The sequence below is a fragment of the Candidatus Desulfofervidus auxilii genome, assembly GCA_030262725.1.
In the GTDB taxonomy this organism is placed as follows: domain Bacteria; phylum Desulfobacterota; class Desulfofervidia; order Desulfofervidales; family Desulfofervidaceae; genus JAJSZS01.
Genome location: JAJSZS010000005.1, coordinates 43,215 through 57,984 on the forward strand (window position 1 = coordinate 43,215; position 14,770 = coordinate 57,984).

17 protein-coding genes are annotated in these 14,770 nt (G+C 31.3%); 11 read left to right on the plus strand and 6 right to left on the minus strand.

Going from position 1 to position 14,770, the window contains the following annotated elements; all coding sequences use genetic code 11:
* Positions 1-60: 60 nt before the first annotated feature.
* Genes alr through LWW95_04095 form a run of 3 tightly spaced genes read left to right on the plus strand, consistent with a single transcriptional unit; the run spans position 61 to position 4,272 of the window.
* Positions 61-1,167 carry an alanine racemase gene (alr, locus tag LWW95_04085; GenBank protein ID MDL1956219.1) on the plus strand — a complete coding sequence of 369 codons (1,107 nt, stop codon included), beginning with the start codon at positions 61-63 and terminating at the stop codon, positions 1,165-1,167.
* Positions 1,161-2,615, plus strand: a complete 1,455-nt coding sequence (locus LWW95_04090) for a YcaO-like family protein (protein ID MDL1956220.1) — start codon at positions 1,161-1,163, stop codon at positions 2,613-2,615. The genes alr and LWW95_04090 overlap by 7 nt, the downstream gene beginning before the upstream one ends.
* Complete coding sequence (locus LWW95_04095) at positions 2,578-4,272, plus strand: ABC-ATPase domain-containing protein (GenBank protein ID MDL1956221.1); 1,695 nt, start codon at positions 2,578-2,580, stop codon at positions 4,270-4,272. Before LWW95_04090 ends, LWW95_04095 begins: the two co-directional genes overlap by 38 nt.
* Here LWW95_04095 and LWW95_04100 read toward each other — a convergent pair.
* From LWW95_04100 to LWW95_04125, 6 genes are read right to left on the minus strand one after another with little or no spacing between them, the layout of a single operon-like run.
* On the minus strand, positions 4,258-4,863 hold the full coding sequence (locus LWW95_04100; GenBank protein ID MDL1956222.1) for a DNA-3-methyladenine glycosylase: 606 nt from the start codon (positions 4,861-4,863) through the stop codon (positions 4,258-4,260). The genes LWW95_04095 and LWW95_04100 overlap by 15 nt on opposite strands.
* Positions 4,844-5,383, minus strand: coding sequence for a hypothetical protein (locus LWW95_04105; protein MDL1956223.1), 540 nt, complete (start codon positions 5,381-5,383; stop codon positions 4,844-4,846). Before LWW95_04105 ends, LWW95_04100 begins: the two co-directional genes overlap by 20 nt.
* Positions 5,374-5,820 (minus strand): TIGR00725 family protein, encoded by a 447-nt coding sequence (locus tag LWW95_04110; protein ID MDL1956224.1) that lies wholly within the window; start codon positions 5,818-5,820, stop codon positions 5,374-5,376. The genes LWW95_04105 and LWW95_04110 overlap by 10 nt, the downstream gene beginning before the upstream one ends.
* Entirely contained in the window at positions 5,817-6,689 is an 873-nt protein-coding gene (locus tag LWW95_04115) for a phosphoribosylaminoimidazolesuccinocarboxamide synthase (GenBank protein ID MDL1956225.1), read from the minus strand. The genes LWW95_04110 and LWW95_04115 overlap by 4 nt, the downstream gene beginning before the upstream one ends.
* The gene (locus LWW95_04120; GenBank protein MDL1956226.1) at positions 6,686-7,561 is read right to left on the minus strand and encodes an NAD(P)H-binding protein; all 876 of its coding nucleotides are present in this window, start codon (positions 7,559-7,561) and stop codon (positions 6,686-6,688) included. The genes LWW95_04115 and LWW95_04120 overlap by 4 nt, the downstream gene beginning before the upstream one ends.
* Positions 7,558-8,661: an aminopeptidase P family protein gene (locus tag LWW95_04125; GenBank protein ID MDL1956227.1), complete on the minus strand. Its 1,104-nt coding sequence runs from the start codon at positions 8,659-8,661 to the stop codon at positions 7,558-7,560. Before LWW95_04125 ends, LWW95_04120 begins: the two co-directional genes overlap by 4 nt.
* 96 nt (positions 8,662-8,757) lie before the next feature.
* Between LWW95_04125 and LWW95_04130 the strand changes: the two genes are divergently transcribed.
* From LWW95_04130 to LWW95_04165, 8 genes are read left to right on the plus strand one after another with little or no spacing between them, the layout of a single operon-like run.
* Positions 8,758-9,267, plus strand: coding sequence for a CvpA family protein (locus LWW95_04130; protein ID MDL1956228.1), 510 nt, complete (start codon positions 8,758-8,760; stop codon positions 9,265-9,267).
* The gene (gene mazG, locus LWW95_04135; protein ID MDL1956229.1) at positions 9,251-10,012 is read left to right on the plus strand and encodes a nucleoside triphosphate pyrophosphohydrolase; all 762 of its coding nucleotides are present in this window, start codon (positions 9,251-9,253) and stop codon (positions 10,010-10,012) included. Before LWW95_04130 ends, mazG begins: the two co-directional genes overlap by 17 nt.
* Positions 10,009-10,398 carry an FxsA family protein gene (locus LWW95_04140; protein ID MDL1956230.1) on the plus strand — a complete coding sequence of 130 codons (390 nt, stop codon included), beginning with the start codon at positions 10,009-10,011 and terminating at the stop codon, positions 10,396-10,398. The genes mazG and LWW95_04140 overlap by 4 nt, the downstream gene beginning before the upstream one ends.
* 2 nt (positions 10,399-10,400) lie before the next feature.
* The gene (locus LWW95_04145; GenBank protein ID MDL1956231.1) at positions 10,401-10,658 is read left to right on the plus strand and encodes a DUF370 domain-containing protein; all 258 of its coding nucleotides are present in this window, start codon (positions 10,401-10,403) and stop codon (positions 10,656-10,658) included.
* Positions 10,645-11,268: a guanylate kinase gene (gene gmk, locus LWW95_04150; GenBank protein MDL1956232.1), complete on the plus strand. Its 624-nt coding sequence runs from the start codon at positions 10,645-10,647 to the stop codon at positions 11,266-11,268. Before LWW95_04145 ends, gmk begins: the two co-directional genes overlap by 14 nt.
* 12 nt (positions 11,269-11,280) lie before the next feature.
* Positions 11,281-11,748, plus strand: a complete 468-nt coding sequence (locus LWW95_04155; protein MDL1956233.1) for a winged helix-turn-helix transcriptional regulator — start codon at positions 11,281-11,283, stop codon at positions 11,746-11,748.
* Positions 11,749-12,981, plus strand: coding sequence for a DUF401 family protein (locus LWW95_04160; GenBank protein ID MDL1956234.1), 1,233 nt, complete (start codon positions 11,749-11,751; stop codon positions 12,979-12,981).
* Positions 12,982-13,032: 51 nt separating this feature from the next.
* A complete protein-coding gene (locus tag LWW95_04165; GenBank protein MDL1956235.1) occupies positions 13,033-14,733 on the plus strand; it encodes an ATP-binding protein in 1,701 nt (566 codons plus the stop codon).
* The last annotated feature ends 37 nt before the right edge of the window (positions 14,734-14,770 follow it).

Here is a 14,770-nt window from a genome sequence, read left to right on the forward strand (position 1 = left end):
TGACATTTGAATTAGGAAATGGCATAAACTGCAAAGTTACTTTGTTTTTAAATAATTTAAATGTCTGTTTTAGTAGAAATAGATTTAAAGGCTATTGCAGCTAATCTAGCAGAGATAAAAAAATTTGTTGGGAATAAAATTAAAATAATGCCTGTAGTTAAAGCAGATGCTTATGGACATGGACTTATACCAGTAGCACAGACATTAGTAAAAAATGGGGTGGAATTTTTAGCTGTAAGTTATGTAACAGAAGGGATAGAGTTGAGAGAAGCAGGAATTAATATACCTATTGTTATTTTGCTTGGAGTACTTCCAGAAGAAATTGAGGCTGTTTTTAAATATCAGTTTATACCTGTCATTTATCGTTTAGAAATAGCCTCCCTTTTATCAAAAAAAGCAATAAAATACAAAACAGTTTTATCAGTATTTTTAAAGATAGATACAGGTATGGGAAGATTGGGTGTATTTTATAAAGAGGCAATCTCTTTTTTAAAATCTATTTTGACTATGCCTGGCTTAAAAATTTTAGGTATTACATCACATTTAGCAGTAGCAGAGTCTAATGAAGAGTTTACTAAAAAGCAATTGAGTCGTTTTAAAGAAGTATTAAAAGCTGCTAAAGAGATGGGATTTCAATTGCCTTATAATCATATTGCAAATAGTGCAGGCATCCTTAATTACAATGAAAGTTTTTTTCAAGTTGTAAGACCTGGCTTAAGCATCTATGGCATTTATCCTGTTTCTTCTCTTAGGAAAAAAATAAAATTAAAACCAGCAATGAGTGTTAAAACAAAAATTATTTACTTAAAATGGCTTCCTCCTAATGTAGGAGTAAGTTATGGTCATACATTCATGACATCAAGAAAAACAAAAGTGGCTGTTTTACCTATTGGTTATGATCAAGGACTTTTAAGACAACTTTCTAATAAAGGAGAAGTTCTTATTCAAGGTAAAAGGGCACCTATTATTGGTACTGTTTGTATGCACTTAACTATGGTAGATGTTACACATATTGAGCATCTTAATTTAGGGGAGGAGGTAGTAATCCTTGGGAAACAAGGGAAAGAAGAGATTACAGCTGAGGAGATAGCAAAAAAGGCAGGTACTATAAGCTATGATGTGCTTTGCCGTTTTGGTAAAAATAATTTAAGGGTATATAAATGTTAAATTCATCTTTTAAAAAATATACTTATGGTCAAGATAAAGCTTGTTCCCCAACTGAGACAATAAAAAAGGCATTAAACCGATTATATCAAGATAAAAAACCTATATTAAAAGAAATTTTGCGAATAGATACATTAGATAGAATTGGTATTCCCGTTTACACTTGTAAGCTTAATTTAGAAGTTATTAAAACTCTTGGGTTTGAAGAGACATTTGGTAAAGGTATTACACCTGAGCAAGCCCAAGCTAGCGCCCTTATGGAATTAGTAGAAAGATATAGTGGTTTTTCTTTTTTGAAAAAGAATTTTTTAATAGATTCCTTTATTAAAATAAAGGAAAAAGCTATACCAATTGAGAATTTACTTTTACCTTTGCCTTTTCTTTTTAGGCAAGATATATTTGTTGAAAAATTAAGAAATGTTTCTTTATGTTGGATTGAAGCATATAATCTTATTAAGAACAAAAAATTTTTATTTCCCTTACCTTGGTTTTATCGCATTTATGGTACTACTGGTTGGGCAGCAGGTAATAGTTTAGAAGAGGCTATTCTTCAAGCCATTTGTGAAATTATTGAAAGACATTGTGTTTCAATTGTAATGGAAGAAAGACTTGAAGTGCCTACTATAAGGATTGATTCAATAAATTCTTCATTAATTCAAGAATTGCTTAAAAAAATTTCTGATGCAGGTATTGAATTATTTATAAAGGATTTTTCATTAGGTTTAGGTATTCCTACAATAGCAGTTATTGCTCATGATCCCTCTCCGCCAACGCCAACTCTAAAAGTATATGCTGCTGCTGGAACTCATCTAAATCCAAATTTTGCTCTTATTCGAGCCTTAATAGAATTTACTCAACACCGAGCACAAATCATTTATCGTGAATTAATACAAAAGCGTCCTGGTGGCCCAACCTATTGCTTTTTAAGGTTTAAAGATTTAAAAGATGCAAATTTCCTTATAAAGGGAGATAAAATTCCCTTTAGTAATCTTCCTTCTTTTTCTCATCCTGATTTTAAAGTAGAAATAGAGTATATTTTAAATTTAATCTCTCAAAGAGGATTTGAAGTATTTATAATAGAAACTACTCATCCTTCTATACAGTTGCCCTCTGTTATTGTCACTATACCTGGTGTTCGACTTAATCGGCCAAGTACAAAACTTCATCCTTATTTATTATTAGCTCGCCAATTTATGGATTTAAAAGACTATAAAAAAGCATTAAGTTATATAGAAGAAACTTTTGAAGATGAGCCTTCTTATCGTAAGCTGCCACAGATTCTTTGTCAGGCAGCTGTATGTGCAAAAAAGGCAAGTGATTATCAAAAAGCATTAAAATATTATGAAGAAGCAGTAGAGATTGCTCCTTATCTCCTTCAATCTGAAAAATTTGTATTGGATTTTGCTGAAACACATGCCAAAATCTTTAAATCATCTCAAACAGATTCTTAAACATATAAATGGACATGGTTATAAAGCATATAAAGAATTGGAAGGAACTTATCAATTTTCATGGTTCCAATTAGCTATTGATCATGTACAAGGAGATCCATTTGCTTCACCTTCTCGCTTTACTTTAATTATCCCTATAGAAAAGACAAAAATTCCTAAATATTTATGGTCAAATAAAAGAAGAATTATTGCTTTAACTGACTTTCTTACCCGTTTTTTTAAAGAGATTTCTTATCCCTTTTCTAAAATTTGTGGTACTGGTCATAGTGGGAAAATAGGGATTCAATCAACTGGCCAAGCTATTCTTGAAAGAAACAGTATTGTTATAAAACCACCAAATTTAGAAGTACGTTTTACAATAGGACTTCCTGCTAGCGGTCGTACCATTTTAGGAGAAAAAGCAGAAAAGATAATATGTGAGTATATTCCTCAGATTGCTGAAAAAACTTTTTTATATCAAAACTTACCAAAAAAAGCATTAGAAGAGCATGTTTTTGTTTATGAAGATCAAGAAATCTTGCGAGAAAAGTTAAAAGAATTAAATTTAGTAGCCTTTATACCTGATGGGGCTATTCTTCCTAGAAAAAGCGGGATAGAAGATACACCTCTTCCAGACGCCATTCCTTTTATTTCTCCGAAAGAGGCAAAAATTTCTATAGAATTGCCTTATAAGGGGAAGATCACAGGAATGGGTATACCTAAAGGTGTGACTTTGATAGTAGGTGGTGGTTTTCATGGAAAATCTACATTACTTAAGGCAATTCAAGAAGGTATTTATAATCATATTCCAGGAGATGGACGTGAGTATGTAGTTAGTTTGTCTGATACAGTAAAGATAAGGGCAGAAGAGGGGCGTAGGATTGAAAAAGTAGATATTTCTCCTTTTATAAATAATCTTCCTTTTGAAAAGGATACAAAGGCATTTTCTACAGATAATGCAAGTGGTAGCACGTCACAGGCAGCTAATATTATGGAGGCTATTGAGATAGGTACACATTTAATTTTATTAGATGAAGATACATCTGCTACTAATTTTATGATTAGGGATAAACGTATGCAGACCTTAATAAGTAAAGAAAAAGAACCAATAACTCCTTTTTTAGATCGTGTGAGAGAACTTTATATTAATTATGATATATCTACTATTCTAGTTATGGGTGGATGTGGTGATTATTTAGATGTTGCTGACTTTGTTATTATGATGCTAAATTATCAACCTCATATTGTTACTAAAAAAGCTAAGGAAATTGCTAAAAAATATGATATAGGTAGAGAATACGAAGCTTATTTTCCTTTTCATTTGCCCATACCTAGAAAACCTTTAAAAGGAATAAATCCAAAAAGAGGAGAAAGAATAAAAATAGCGGCAAAAGGTGTTAAGAATCTTGTTTTTGGAAGACAAAATATAGATCTAAGTGCCAATGAACATCTGAAAGAGTCTAATCAAGTGTTAGCCATTGGTTATATTCTTAATTATTATGCCAATCATTATCTTTCAAAACTTTCCATAAAAGATGCTTTGGAAAAAATAGAAAAAGAAATAGATAATTATGGTTTAGATATATTATTGCCTTACCGTGCAGGTAATCTCTCTCGTTCTAGAAAACAAGAGGTAGCTTTTGCTTTAAATCGTCTTCGTTCTTTAAAAATATCTTGATAAAAATTTTGAGCCTTTTATAATAAAACGCCAAGGCCAATCTTTTGCTTCTTCTGCATAAGGAATATTTATCCTTGGTGTAGCAATTATGTCTTCTTCTTTAATATTTTCTCCAAAAGCAATATAAATTTCATTTCCTTCAATCATGTCCTTTCCATTCATAGCCTTTGTTATCTTTAATGCTTTACACAATTTTCCTGGCCCATTTAAAAGCCTTGTTATATCATAATTTTTTTTATTTAAATTTTTTAAAATTATATCAATGCCATAAATAGGTTCTAATGCCCTTATTAGTACAGCCCCTGCTTCTCCATCTTTATGTGCTACAATATTTAAACAATAAGTATTAATATAAACAGAATAAACATAAGCATAACCTACTTCACCAAATAGAATTGCTGTTCTTTTTGTATATCCAAACCTTCCTACATGACACCCCTTATCTTCTTTACCTCCATAAGCCTCTGTTTCTACAATTTTTCCAACAATTTTTTGATAATTAATCTCCCTTATTAAATACTTCCCCAATAAATCTTTTGCTACTTCTTTAGGATGTCTTTTAAAAAATGCTCTATTGAGCCTTTTTAGCACTGCTAATTACTAATTTTGACCATTTTTCTGCTAATTCATCACGGCGTGGCTTATAAACAGTTTCATAAAAGTAGCGCTGTGACTTCAATATACCTGGATCATAAGATTTACAGATATTTATTGCTTCTTTAAAACATTCATCAAAATATTTCCCAAATCTTGATTCTATCTGTTTATAAAAATCATCCTCTGTTTGTACCTGATTTCCAATAACAAACATGGGTCTTTCATCAATCTTTACACAATATGCCATCTCATCTCCTAGGTGAAATAAACCAAATGTTTTTCTTATTGTTTCAAGTTTTTCAGTTGCAATAGGTTTGCCTTTTATAGTTATTTCTTTTATCAATTGTGGTTTTGCCCTTACAAATCCACGTTTTGCTGCTGCATAAAATATTGCCCGATTCAATCCCCATGATTTGGCAGAAGGTATTTCTAATCCCAATACATAGGCTCTAGCAGCTTGAAGGATTGCCATCACTTGGAATCGACCAATAATTTTAGACCTTCTTATAGCCATAACTTTGCTTTTTCTATTGCTTCTTTTGGCGTTTTAACATAATGAATCTTCTCAAAACCTGGCCAAGTATTGAGTCCAATAATAGGTTTATCCATTTTTAAGGCAAAGGCAATTTCAGAAAGGGTGCCATAACCACCAGAAATAGCGATTAATACTTTGGCTGTACGCACAATGATGATATTTCTAGCCTCTCCTAAGCCTGTAACAATTGGTATGTCTATATAAGGATTGGCATCAAGAGGATTAAAACTAGGCAAAACACCAATAGTTAATCCACCTGCTTCCTTTGCCCCTTTTGCTGCTGCCTCCATTACTCCACCTAAACCACCACATATCAAAGCGCAACCACAAATAGCAATCTCTTTGCCTACTTCTTTAGCTAATTCATAAGTAGCTTTATCACACTCTCCTGCCCCAATAACACCTATAATTTTCATTCTAACAATCTATTTAATGCTTCAAAATATTTTTCTCTAGTTTTATCAATTACCTCTTGGGGTAAAGGAGGAGGTGGTGGTTTTTTATTCCAATTAATACTTTCTAAATAATCTCTTAAATATTGTTTATCAAAACTTATTTGAGAGCGACCGGGTTCATAATCTTTTTCTGGCCAAAAGCGAGAGGAATCAGGTGTTAATAATTCATCTATTAAAATGAGTTTGTCATTTTCATCAAAACCAAATTCAAATTTTGTATCAGCAATAATGATACCTTTCTTTAAAGCAATTTCTGCTGCTTCTTTATATATTGCTAAACTATATTCTCTTATTTTTTCAGCTAATTTTCTATCACCAAGTATATTTACCATCTCTTCAAAAGTAATATTTATATCATGTCCTTTTTTTGCCTTTGTTGATGGTGTAAAAATAGGTTCTTGTAATTTTTCTGCCTCTTTCATTCCATCTGGCAATTTAATACCACAAATAGAACCACTTTTTTTATATTCTTTCCAAGCAGAACCAGCAAGATAACCTCTAACAATACACTCTACTGGTAATGGTTTTGCCTTTTTAACAAGCATGCTCCTTCCTTCAAGAATCTCTTTATATTTTTGACAAATTGAGGGAAATTCACTTACTTCAGAAGCAATTAAATGATGAGGTAAAAAATCAAACTTTTTAAACCAATAAAGAGAAATCTGAGTCAAGACATAACCCTTATCAGGTATGGGTTCTCTCATTACTACATCAAAGGCAGAAATTCTATCTGTAGCTATGATTAATAAATATTTATCTAAATCATAAATATCTCTTACTTTACCCTGATGTTTTTCCCCTATATCCAAATTTGTTTCATAAACAATCATTTTAAATAACTCAATCCTTCCTTAAATTTTATTGGTTTTAATGGAAAAATTTCATAAAATTTATTATCTTTTGCTACATTTCCAGCTAAAAGCATAGTAAGCATCTCTTCTGTTAAAGGATAAAGAGATAAATTTTGTAATTTTTTTGTAAAAAAATTCACCATTTCTAAAGGCACATATACTTTTTTAATTTTTTTATTTAAAACACTGGCTATTGTATCTACTATCTCTTTATAACTTAATACTTGAGCCCCTCCTACTTCAAAGACCTGATTTTCACTGGCAGGGAGATGTAAAGATAAGGCAAAGGCTAAAGCAACAGTTTTAACAGGAACAGGCTGCATCTTATAAAGTCCATCACCAATAATGGGTAAGATAGGAGAAATTTTTATTATTTTTGAAAGCATACTGACAAAATGATCATAAGGGCCATAAATTACTGAAGGTCTAAATATTGTATAAACAAGCCCACTTTCTTTTACCAAATTCTCTGCCCTAAATTTGGTCTTATGATATTGGCTAATTGCCTCTGGCCCTGTTCCTAAGGCACTCATATGGATAAACCTTTTAATACCTGCTTTTTTTGCTGCTTCTAAAGCAAAATGAGTAGCCTCTACATGAAGTTTTTCAAAGGTAATTCCTTTTTTTGGAAACTCACGGATGATTCCAATTAGATGGATTACAGCTTTGCAGCCCTCCATCTTTTCTGCCAAATCAGGAGAAAAAATATCTCCTTTAGCAATTTCTACTTTATAACGAAGCTTTTTTTCTGAACCAGGTCTGACAAGGCATCTTACCCTTTCCCCTAAAGCCAAAAGTGCACCTATAATGTGATTTCCAACAAATCCTGTACCACCTGTAACAAAGATCATTTAATGACCCAATCCTTTAATTCATTACTGGTTTTATTTAACCTCTTACAACCATTTTCCTCAATTACTACCATGTCCTCTATGCGGACGCCACCCCATTCACTAAAATAAAGTCCTGGCTCTATTGTAACTACCATGTTTCTTTTTAATGTTAAAGCAGGCTTTCTTGGAGAAAGAGCTGGCATTTCATGAACCAAAATTCCTACTCCATGGCCTAAAGAATGTTTAAATGCTTTTTCTAGCCCTTTTTCTTTAAAAAAATCTCTTGCTAATGCGTCAGCTTCATCTGTCTTTAAGCCTGCTTTTATCCCATTTAATGCCCGTTTTTGCGCTTCAAATACAGTTTCATATATTTTTTTAAACCTTTCATCTGGCTCACTTAAATAAAATGTGCGTGTCATATCTGCACAATATCCTTCCCATCTTAATCCAAAATCAATAATTATAGGCTCATTTTTTTTAATTTTTCTTTCTGTAGGAACAGCATGAGGAATAGCACTATTTTCTCCACTAGCTACAATAGGAGGGAAAGAAAGCTCTGCTTTATATTTTAAACGAATCTTTTCTTCAATCCACCAGGCAATTTCCTTTTCTATAAGACCTGGTTTTAAGAAATCTTTTAAATTTAAAAATATCTCTTCTGTCATAGAAAGTGCCTTTTTTATAGCATCAATTTCTTCTTTTTCCTTTATCTGACGTAAACTCTCTATCAGATTTTCTGTTGGTAATATTTCATTTTGATAAATTTCTTTTAATCTTTGATAAAATTTATAATTCAAATGATTTGCCTCAAAACCTAAAGGAGGAGGCATTTCTTTTAATACTTTTTCAATTTCTTCAAAGAGATTTAAATGATAAACACAGATTTCCCATCCCTTTGCCTCTTTTATGGCTAAATCAGCATAACGTGGATCAGTAAATAAAAATGATTTTTCTTGAGAAATAAGTAATACACCAGCTGTTTCTCCTACTTGTGGGTCTTCCGCTTTAAATCCACTTAAATAGCGACGATTAGCTGGATGTGAAACAAAAAAACTACCAATGTTTTTTTCTTTCATCAAATCTCTCAATCTTTTAAGCCTCTTTATAAAAACTTCCATATTGCTTATCTGGTAATGCATAAATTAAAGTATGTCAATGTTTTTAATTCTTTATTAAGACTTGCTTTTTTCTTTAATTTTCTTTATTCTTGACACATGAATGTCATAGATGTGATAGTTTTGTCTCTTATGGGTATCTTTTTAATTTTAGATGGTTTGAGAGGATTTGTTAAAAGCATTGGTTTTCTTGTTAGTTTTATATTAGGTTTTTGGTTTGCAGGACATTATGCATATATTGGAGTAAATTATTTAAAATCATGGCTCCCTTCAATCTTGGCTTATATAATAAGTTTTGTCTTTATCTTAATTTTGGTTTTTATTATATGTCATTTTCTTACCTTTATTTTAAAAACCCTTTTAAGAGAAAGAACAATAAGATTTTTTGATCATATTTTAGGTATCTTTTTTGGAGCAATAAAAGGATTTTTTTTGGCTACTATTTTATTTACATTTTTAAATCTTTTTTACCCTTTACCTCCTGAATGGAAAGAGAAATCTTTTACTTATCCTTATCTTTATAAATTAAATAGATTTATGGTGAAACAAATACCACAAAGGATGCAACTTACCAATCCAAAAAAGGTAAAACATGGCAAATTTATCTAGATTAGAAGATATTGTGGCAAGTTTAAGAGGAGAAAATGGTTGCCCATGGGATAAAAAACAAACTCCATTTACTTTAAAACAATATCTTTTAGAAGAAGTTTATGAGCTTATTGAGGCAATAGAGGAAGAAAATATTGAGGCTATAAAAGAAGAATTAGGTGATGTGTTATTTATTTTAGTTTTTATTGCTCATATATATAAAGAAAAAAATATTTTTAATTTGGAAGAGATTATTCAATATGTAGCAGAGAAGATGATTCGTCGCCACCCCCATGTTTTTGGTCAAGAGAAAGCAAAGGATATTGAGATCATTCGTGCTCGTTGGGAGGAAATAAAAAATAAGGAAAAAAAGAAAAAATCTATTTTAAATGGTATTCCTAAAACACTTCCTGCTTTAACTCTTGCTTATAAGATAGGAGAAAGGGCTTCAAAAGTAGGTTTTGATTGGAAAAATGTAGAAGATGTTTTTGAAAAAATGATTGAAGAAACAGAAGAATTTAAAAAAGCTATTAAGGAAAATGATACAGAAAAGATAAAAGAAGAATTAGGAGATATCCTTTTTACATGGGTAAATATAGCTAGATTATTAAAAATTTCTCCTGAGGAGGCATTGAGAGGAACAATAAAAAAATTTAAAGAACGATTTTATTTTATTGAAAATGAAATAAAAAGAAAAGGAAAATCCCTCAACAATGCTTCTTTGTATGAAATGGATCGTCTCTGGGAGCAGGCAAAGAGGAAATGATTTTTTTAAAATTATTCATACTTTTTACTCTTGTTACCATATTGGAATTAGCGCTTATCATTGAAGTAGGTAGCCGTATAGGAATAATGTACACTATATTGTTAATTATTGGGACAGCTATATTAGGAGCTTATTTAGCTCAAAGTCAAGGTTTAGCTATACTTATGCGTATCCAAAATGAATTAAAAGCAGGCATATTACCTAATGATGCTCTTATAGAAGGATTGCTTATTCTTATTGGTGGTGTTTTACTTTTAACACCTGGCTTTGTTACGGATACTTTAGGTTTTCTTTGCATCTTACCACCTAGCCGAAAAAGGTTTAGAGAAAAGTTAAAAGCTTACTTTCGGAATCGAATTTATTGGGAAATTTATTATGGAGGCTGAATATGGGGGTTAAATTGCTAAGTATTGGTTTTGGTAGTAGTGTAGCTATTAGTAGGATTGTTGCTATTCTTACACCTAATTCTGCGCCTATGAGGAGATTGCGTGAAGAAGCAAAAAAAAATGGACGGTTAGTAGATGCTACTTTTGGTAGAAAAACACGTTCTATCATTATCACTGATAGTAATCATGTTATTCTTTCATCTTTACATGCTGAAACACTTGCTCAAAGATTATCTACTATTTATCATGAGGAGGAATAAAGGAAATATTTTTGTTATTTCTGCCCCTTCGGGTACAGGTAAAACTACCCTTATTAGAATTTTAATGTCACGTTTTCCTGAAATGGTCTTTTCTGTTTCCTGTACTACTCGTCCACCACGTCCTGGAGAATTACATGGTCGAGATTATTTTTTTATAACTGAAACAGAATTTAAAAATATGGTTGAACATGGTGAAATGTTAGAATGGGCAAAGGTTCATGGACATTATTATGGAACTCCATTGCCTTTTATTAAAGAGAAACTTGCTGCTGGTAAAGATATTATTTTAGATATTGATGTCCAAGGTGCACGTCAGGTAAAAGAAAAATTGCCAGAAGCAATTTTAATCTTTATTATTCCTCCTTCTTTAAAAGAATTAAAAAAAAGGCTTCTTAAACGTTCTACAGAATCTTTAGAAATAATAGCAAAAAGATTAAAGGTTGCACAAAAAGAGATAGAGATGGCAAAAGAATTTGATTTTATTGTAGTTAATACAGAGATTAAAACAGCTTTAAAGGAATTAGAATGTATTATATTTGCTACAAAAGCTAAAACAATAAAAAGATGGCATCTAGCAGAAAAATTATTGGAAGAAATGTTGCCTGTTTAAAGGGGGTGATTTATGGGATTAACTGAATTAGATAAAAAGATTATTAAAGCATTACAAAAAGATTTACCTTTGGAAGGAAAACCATTTGCAAAAGTAGCAAAAGAGCTTGGGATGAAAGAAGAAGTATTACTTAAACACATAAAACGTTTTATTAAAAAAGGAATTATAAGAAGATTTGGGGCTACAATTTTTCATAATCGCTCAGGTTTTGAAGCCAATGTAATGGTAGCTTGGGAGGTACCAACTGAGCGTTTAGATAAAGTAGGTAAAATTATGGCAAAATTTCCAGAAATTACTCATTGTTATGCTAGAGTTAGTTATCCAGAATGGCCATATAATCTTTATACTATGATACATGGTCATAGTGAAGAGGAATGTCGTGAAATTGTTAAAAAAATTGCTAAAATTACAAACATTAAGCATTATCGTCTTTTATTTACTGAGCATACTTTCAAACGAGCTTCTATGCAGTATTTTTAAATGGCTCTCCTAAAATTAATTTTTCTTTTTTTCTTTTTAGTTTTTTTACTTAAAAAAAGATGGCTGTTAGGTCATGCCCTATTTTTAGCAGCTATTTTATGCGGATTGATACAAAATCTTTCTATTTTACAAATTTGTTTTTCGTTTATTACAGCTATAACTTATAAACAAAATCTTCTTTTAGCTTGTGTTATAATTTCAATTTTAATTTTTGCTCATAGTCTGGAAAAGACCGGTTATATTAGACATATAATTGATATTTTTCAGGGTGTTTTTCCTTGGCCTCGTTTAAATCTCATGATATTGCCTGCATTGATTGGCTTATTACCAATGCCTGGAGGGGCTATTTTTTCAGCACCATTTATAGAAGAGATAGCAAAGCATTATAAAATATCACGAACACAACAAGCAATAATCAATTATTGGTTTCGCCATAGTTGGGAATATTCTTGGCCACTTTATCCAGGTTTACTTTTAACTGTACATTTAGGTCAAGTAGGATTATTTGAATTAGCAATAATTGATTTGCCTATTATGATACTTTCTTTTCTTTTCGGATACATATTTTTTCTAAGTCCAGTAAAAGGGAAGAGTTTTGCCTTAAAAGGTCAATTTTGGATTTTTTTAAAAGAAATAGCTCCTATTCTTACTGTCATTTTTCTTGCTGGAGGAAGTGAACTTATTTTTCACTTTCTTCCTAGGGAATTGTTTATTATTCTGGCGGTATGGGTTGGGATTATCTGGGTATGGATAAGAAAAAAAATAACCTTATTTCAACTATATACTATTTTAAAGGACAAAACCCTTTTAAAAGTATTATATGCAGTGATGGCAATTTTTTCATTTAAACAAATTTTAATTGATAGCCAAATTGTTTTATATGCCAACAAAACACTTATAAGCTACCATATACCTATTGCCTTTATTGCATTTTTTTTGCCTTTTTTAGTAGGATTAACAATTGGTCTTACTCTTGCTTTTGTTGGTAGTACGTTTCCCTTTATCTTTAGTCTGCTTGAAACTACTCATACCCCTCTACTTCCCTACGTAATGCTTGCCTACTCCTCAGGAATAATAGGTGTTTTACTTTCACCTATGCATCTTTGTCTTGTACTCAGTATAGAGTACTTCCATGTTGAATTTAGCAAAACCCATCAGCAATTATACTGGCCATGCATATTAATGCTTTTTTGTATTATAATTTGGTTTGTATTTTTAAGATGGCTTTATTAAGTCCGAACTTTTTTTTAAAGATGCCGATTTGTCATAAAACAGATGAGTGTTATGAAGCCAATTATCCTTGTTGTTGATGATGAATATGAAACTATTCAGGTAATAAAATCTGCTCTTTCTGATGAGTATAGAATTATAACAGCAGACAATGGAAAGACAGCTTTAGAAAAGATTTCTTTAAATCCTCCTGATTTAGTGCTCCTTGATTTATTTATGCCAGAAATGGATGGCATTGAATTTTTAAAAAAAGCTCAATCTATTTTAAATAAATATTATATCCCTGTCATTGCCGTAACAGGTTATACTGAAGAAAGTAAGATAGAAGCCTTTTCTCTTGGCTGTTATGATGTAATTGAAAAGCCATTTCACCTTCTTCAACTCAAATTTAAGATAAAAAAAGTTTTGCAAATTAGAGAGCATCTAAAAACATTAAAGAAAAAACTTTATGAGAAAGCAGAAAGAATCAAATTAGCTTGGGAAGAGGCTAAGAGACAATCTCATTATCTCAATTCTATTATCAATGCCGTAGATGAAGGGATAAGGGTAGTGGATCTGGATTTTACCGTAAAATTAGCGAATGCAAAAATGGAGAAATTTTTTAATATACCGGTTTCAGAACAGATTGGCAAAAAGTGCTTTGTTTGCTCTCCAGTAAAGGATTGTCATACTCCTCTATGTCCAATAGAACGTATAAAGGTTGGTGAAACATTGGTAAATAGAGAAGAATTCTATGGTTCACCTCAGAAAGGAGTATGGATTCATAAGTTAAGTGTACCTTTTAAAAATGAAAAAGGAGAGATTATAGGAGTGATTCAAACTTTTCATGATATTACTGCTTTAAAAAAAGTAGAAGAGGAATTGAGGGCAACAGTAGAGGAGCTAAAAAATACTCAATCATTTTTAGTGCAACAAGGTAAGCTTATGGCTATTGGTCAATTAGCTGCAGGTATTGCTCATGAGATGAATAATCCTTTGGGATTTGTTGCAAGCAATTTTAGAACTTTAAGGGAATATATAGCAGACATAAAGGAGTTATTAATTGCCTATCAGGGTTTAAGGGAGCGTTTGGAGAGGGGGGAGGGGGTTAATGGTGAGATAGGGCATATAAAGGCAATTGAAGAGAAGGTGGATATTGAATTTATTTTAGAAGATATAGAGTCTCTTTTTAAGGATACAATGGATGGTATTGATAGACTTACTGGCATTATTAAAAGTTTAAGGGATTTTTCAAGGATTGATCAATTAGAAGATTATACAGAATATGATATAAATGAAGGGATAAAAAGTACATTAGTTATTACCAAGAATGAATACAAATACTATGCTGAAGTAAAGACAGAATTAGGTGATATTCCTCCTATTTATTGTCATCCAAATAAAATTAATGAAGTTTTTTTAAATCTTATTGTGAATGCTGCTCAGGCGATTGCTGGACAGAATAGGGAGGAAAAAGGGACAATTTTCATAAAGACTTTTAAAGAGGGTGAATTTGTTTATATTCAGATTAGTGATGATGGTCCTGGTATTCCTGATGAAATAAAGGATAAAATATTTGATCCATTTTTTACTACTAAGCCACCAGGGAAAGGGACGGGATTAGGATTAAGTATTTGCTATGATATTGTTGTTAATAAACATAAAGGGCAGATTTGGGTGGAAAGTGAAGTTGGTAAGGGAACTACTTTTACTGTGAAATTACCAATAAAACCTGATTTAGATAAAGAAAATGAGAAAAGAGTAAATAATCATTAATAAAAAATCACTATTTGTACCGAACTTTTTCTCAAAA

Excerpts from the sequence above, each read along its gene's own strand:
- LWW95_04155 (MDL1956233.1), top strand. The coding sequence starts at position 11,281 with ATGGGATTAACTGAATTAGATAAAAAGATTATTAAAGCATTACAAAAA.
- LWW95_04130 (MDL1956228.1), top strand. The coding sequence starts at position 8,758 with ATGAATGTCATAGATGTGATAGTTTTGTCTCTTATGGGTATCTTTTTA.
- LWW95_04160 (MDL1956234.1), top strand. The coding sequence starts at position 11,749 with ATGGCTCTCCTAAAATTAATTTTTCTTTTTTTCTTTTTAGTTTTTTTA.
- LWW95_04165 (MDL1956235.1), top strand. The coding sequence starts at position 13,033 with ATGAAGCCAATTATCCTTGTTGTTGATGATGAATATGAAACTATTCAG.
- LWW95_04095 (MDL1956221.1), top strand. The coding sequence starts at position 2,578 with ATGCCAAAATCTTTAAATCATCTCAAACAGATTCTTAAACATATAAAT.
- LWW95_04110 (MDL1956224.1), bottom strand. The coding sequence starts at position 5,820 with ATGAAAATTATAGGTGTTATTGGGGCAGGAGAGTGTGATAAAGCTACT.
- gmk (MDL1956232.1), top strand. The coding sequence starts at position 10,645 with ATGAGGAGGAATAAAGGAAATATTTTTGTTATTTCTGCCCCTTCGGGT.
- LWW95_04145 (MDL1956231.1), top strand. The coding sequence starts at position 10,401 with ATGGGGGTTAAATTGCTAAGTATTGGTTTTGGTAGTAGTGTAGCTATT.
- mazG (MDL1956229.1), top strand. The coding sequence starts at position 9,251 with ATGGCAAATTTATCTAGATTAGAAGATATTGTGGCAAGTTTAAGAGGA.
- LWW95_04090 (MDL1956220.1), top strand. The coding sequence starts at position 1,161 with ATGTTAAATTCATCTTTTAAAAAATATACTTATGGTCAAGATAAAGCT.
- LWW95_04125 (MDL1956227.1), bottom strand. The coding sequence starts at position 8,661 with ATGGAAGTTTTTATAAAGAGGCTTAAAAGATTGAGAGATTTGATGAAA.
- LWW95_04140 (MDL1956230.1), top strand. The coding sequence starts at position 10,009 with ATGATTTTTTTAAAATTATTCATACTTTTTACTCTTGTTACCATATTG.
- LWW95_04105 (MDL1956223.1), bottom strand. The coding sequence starts at position 5,383 with ATGGCTATAAGAAGGTCTAAAATTATTGGTCGATTCCAAGTGATGGCA.
- LWW95_04120 (MDL1956226.1), bottom strand. The coding sequence starts at position 7,561 with ATGATCTTTGTTACAGGTGGTACAGGATTTGTTGGAAATCACATTATA.
- alr (MDL1956219.1), top strand. The coding sequence starts at position 61 with ATGTCTGTTTTAGTAGAAATAGATTTAAAGGCTATTGCAGCTAATCTA.
- LWW95_04115 (MDL1956225.1), bottom strand. The coding sequence starts at position 6,689 with ATGATTGTTTATGAAACAAATTTGGATATAGGGGAAAAACATCAGGGT.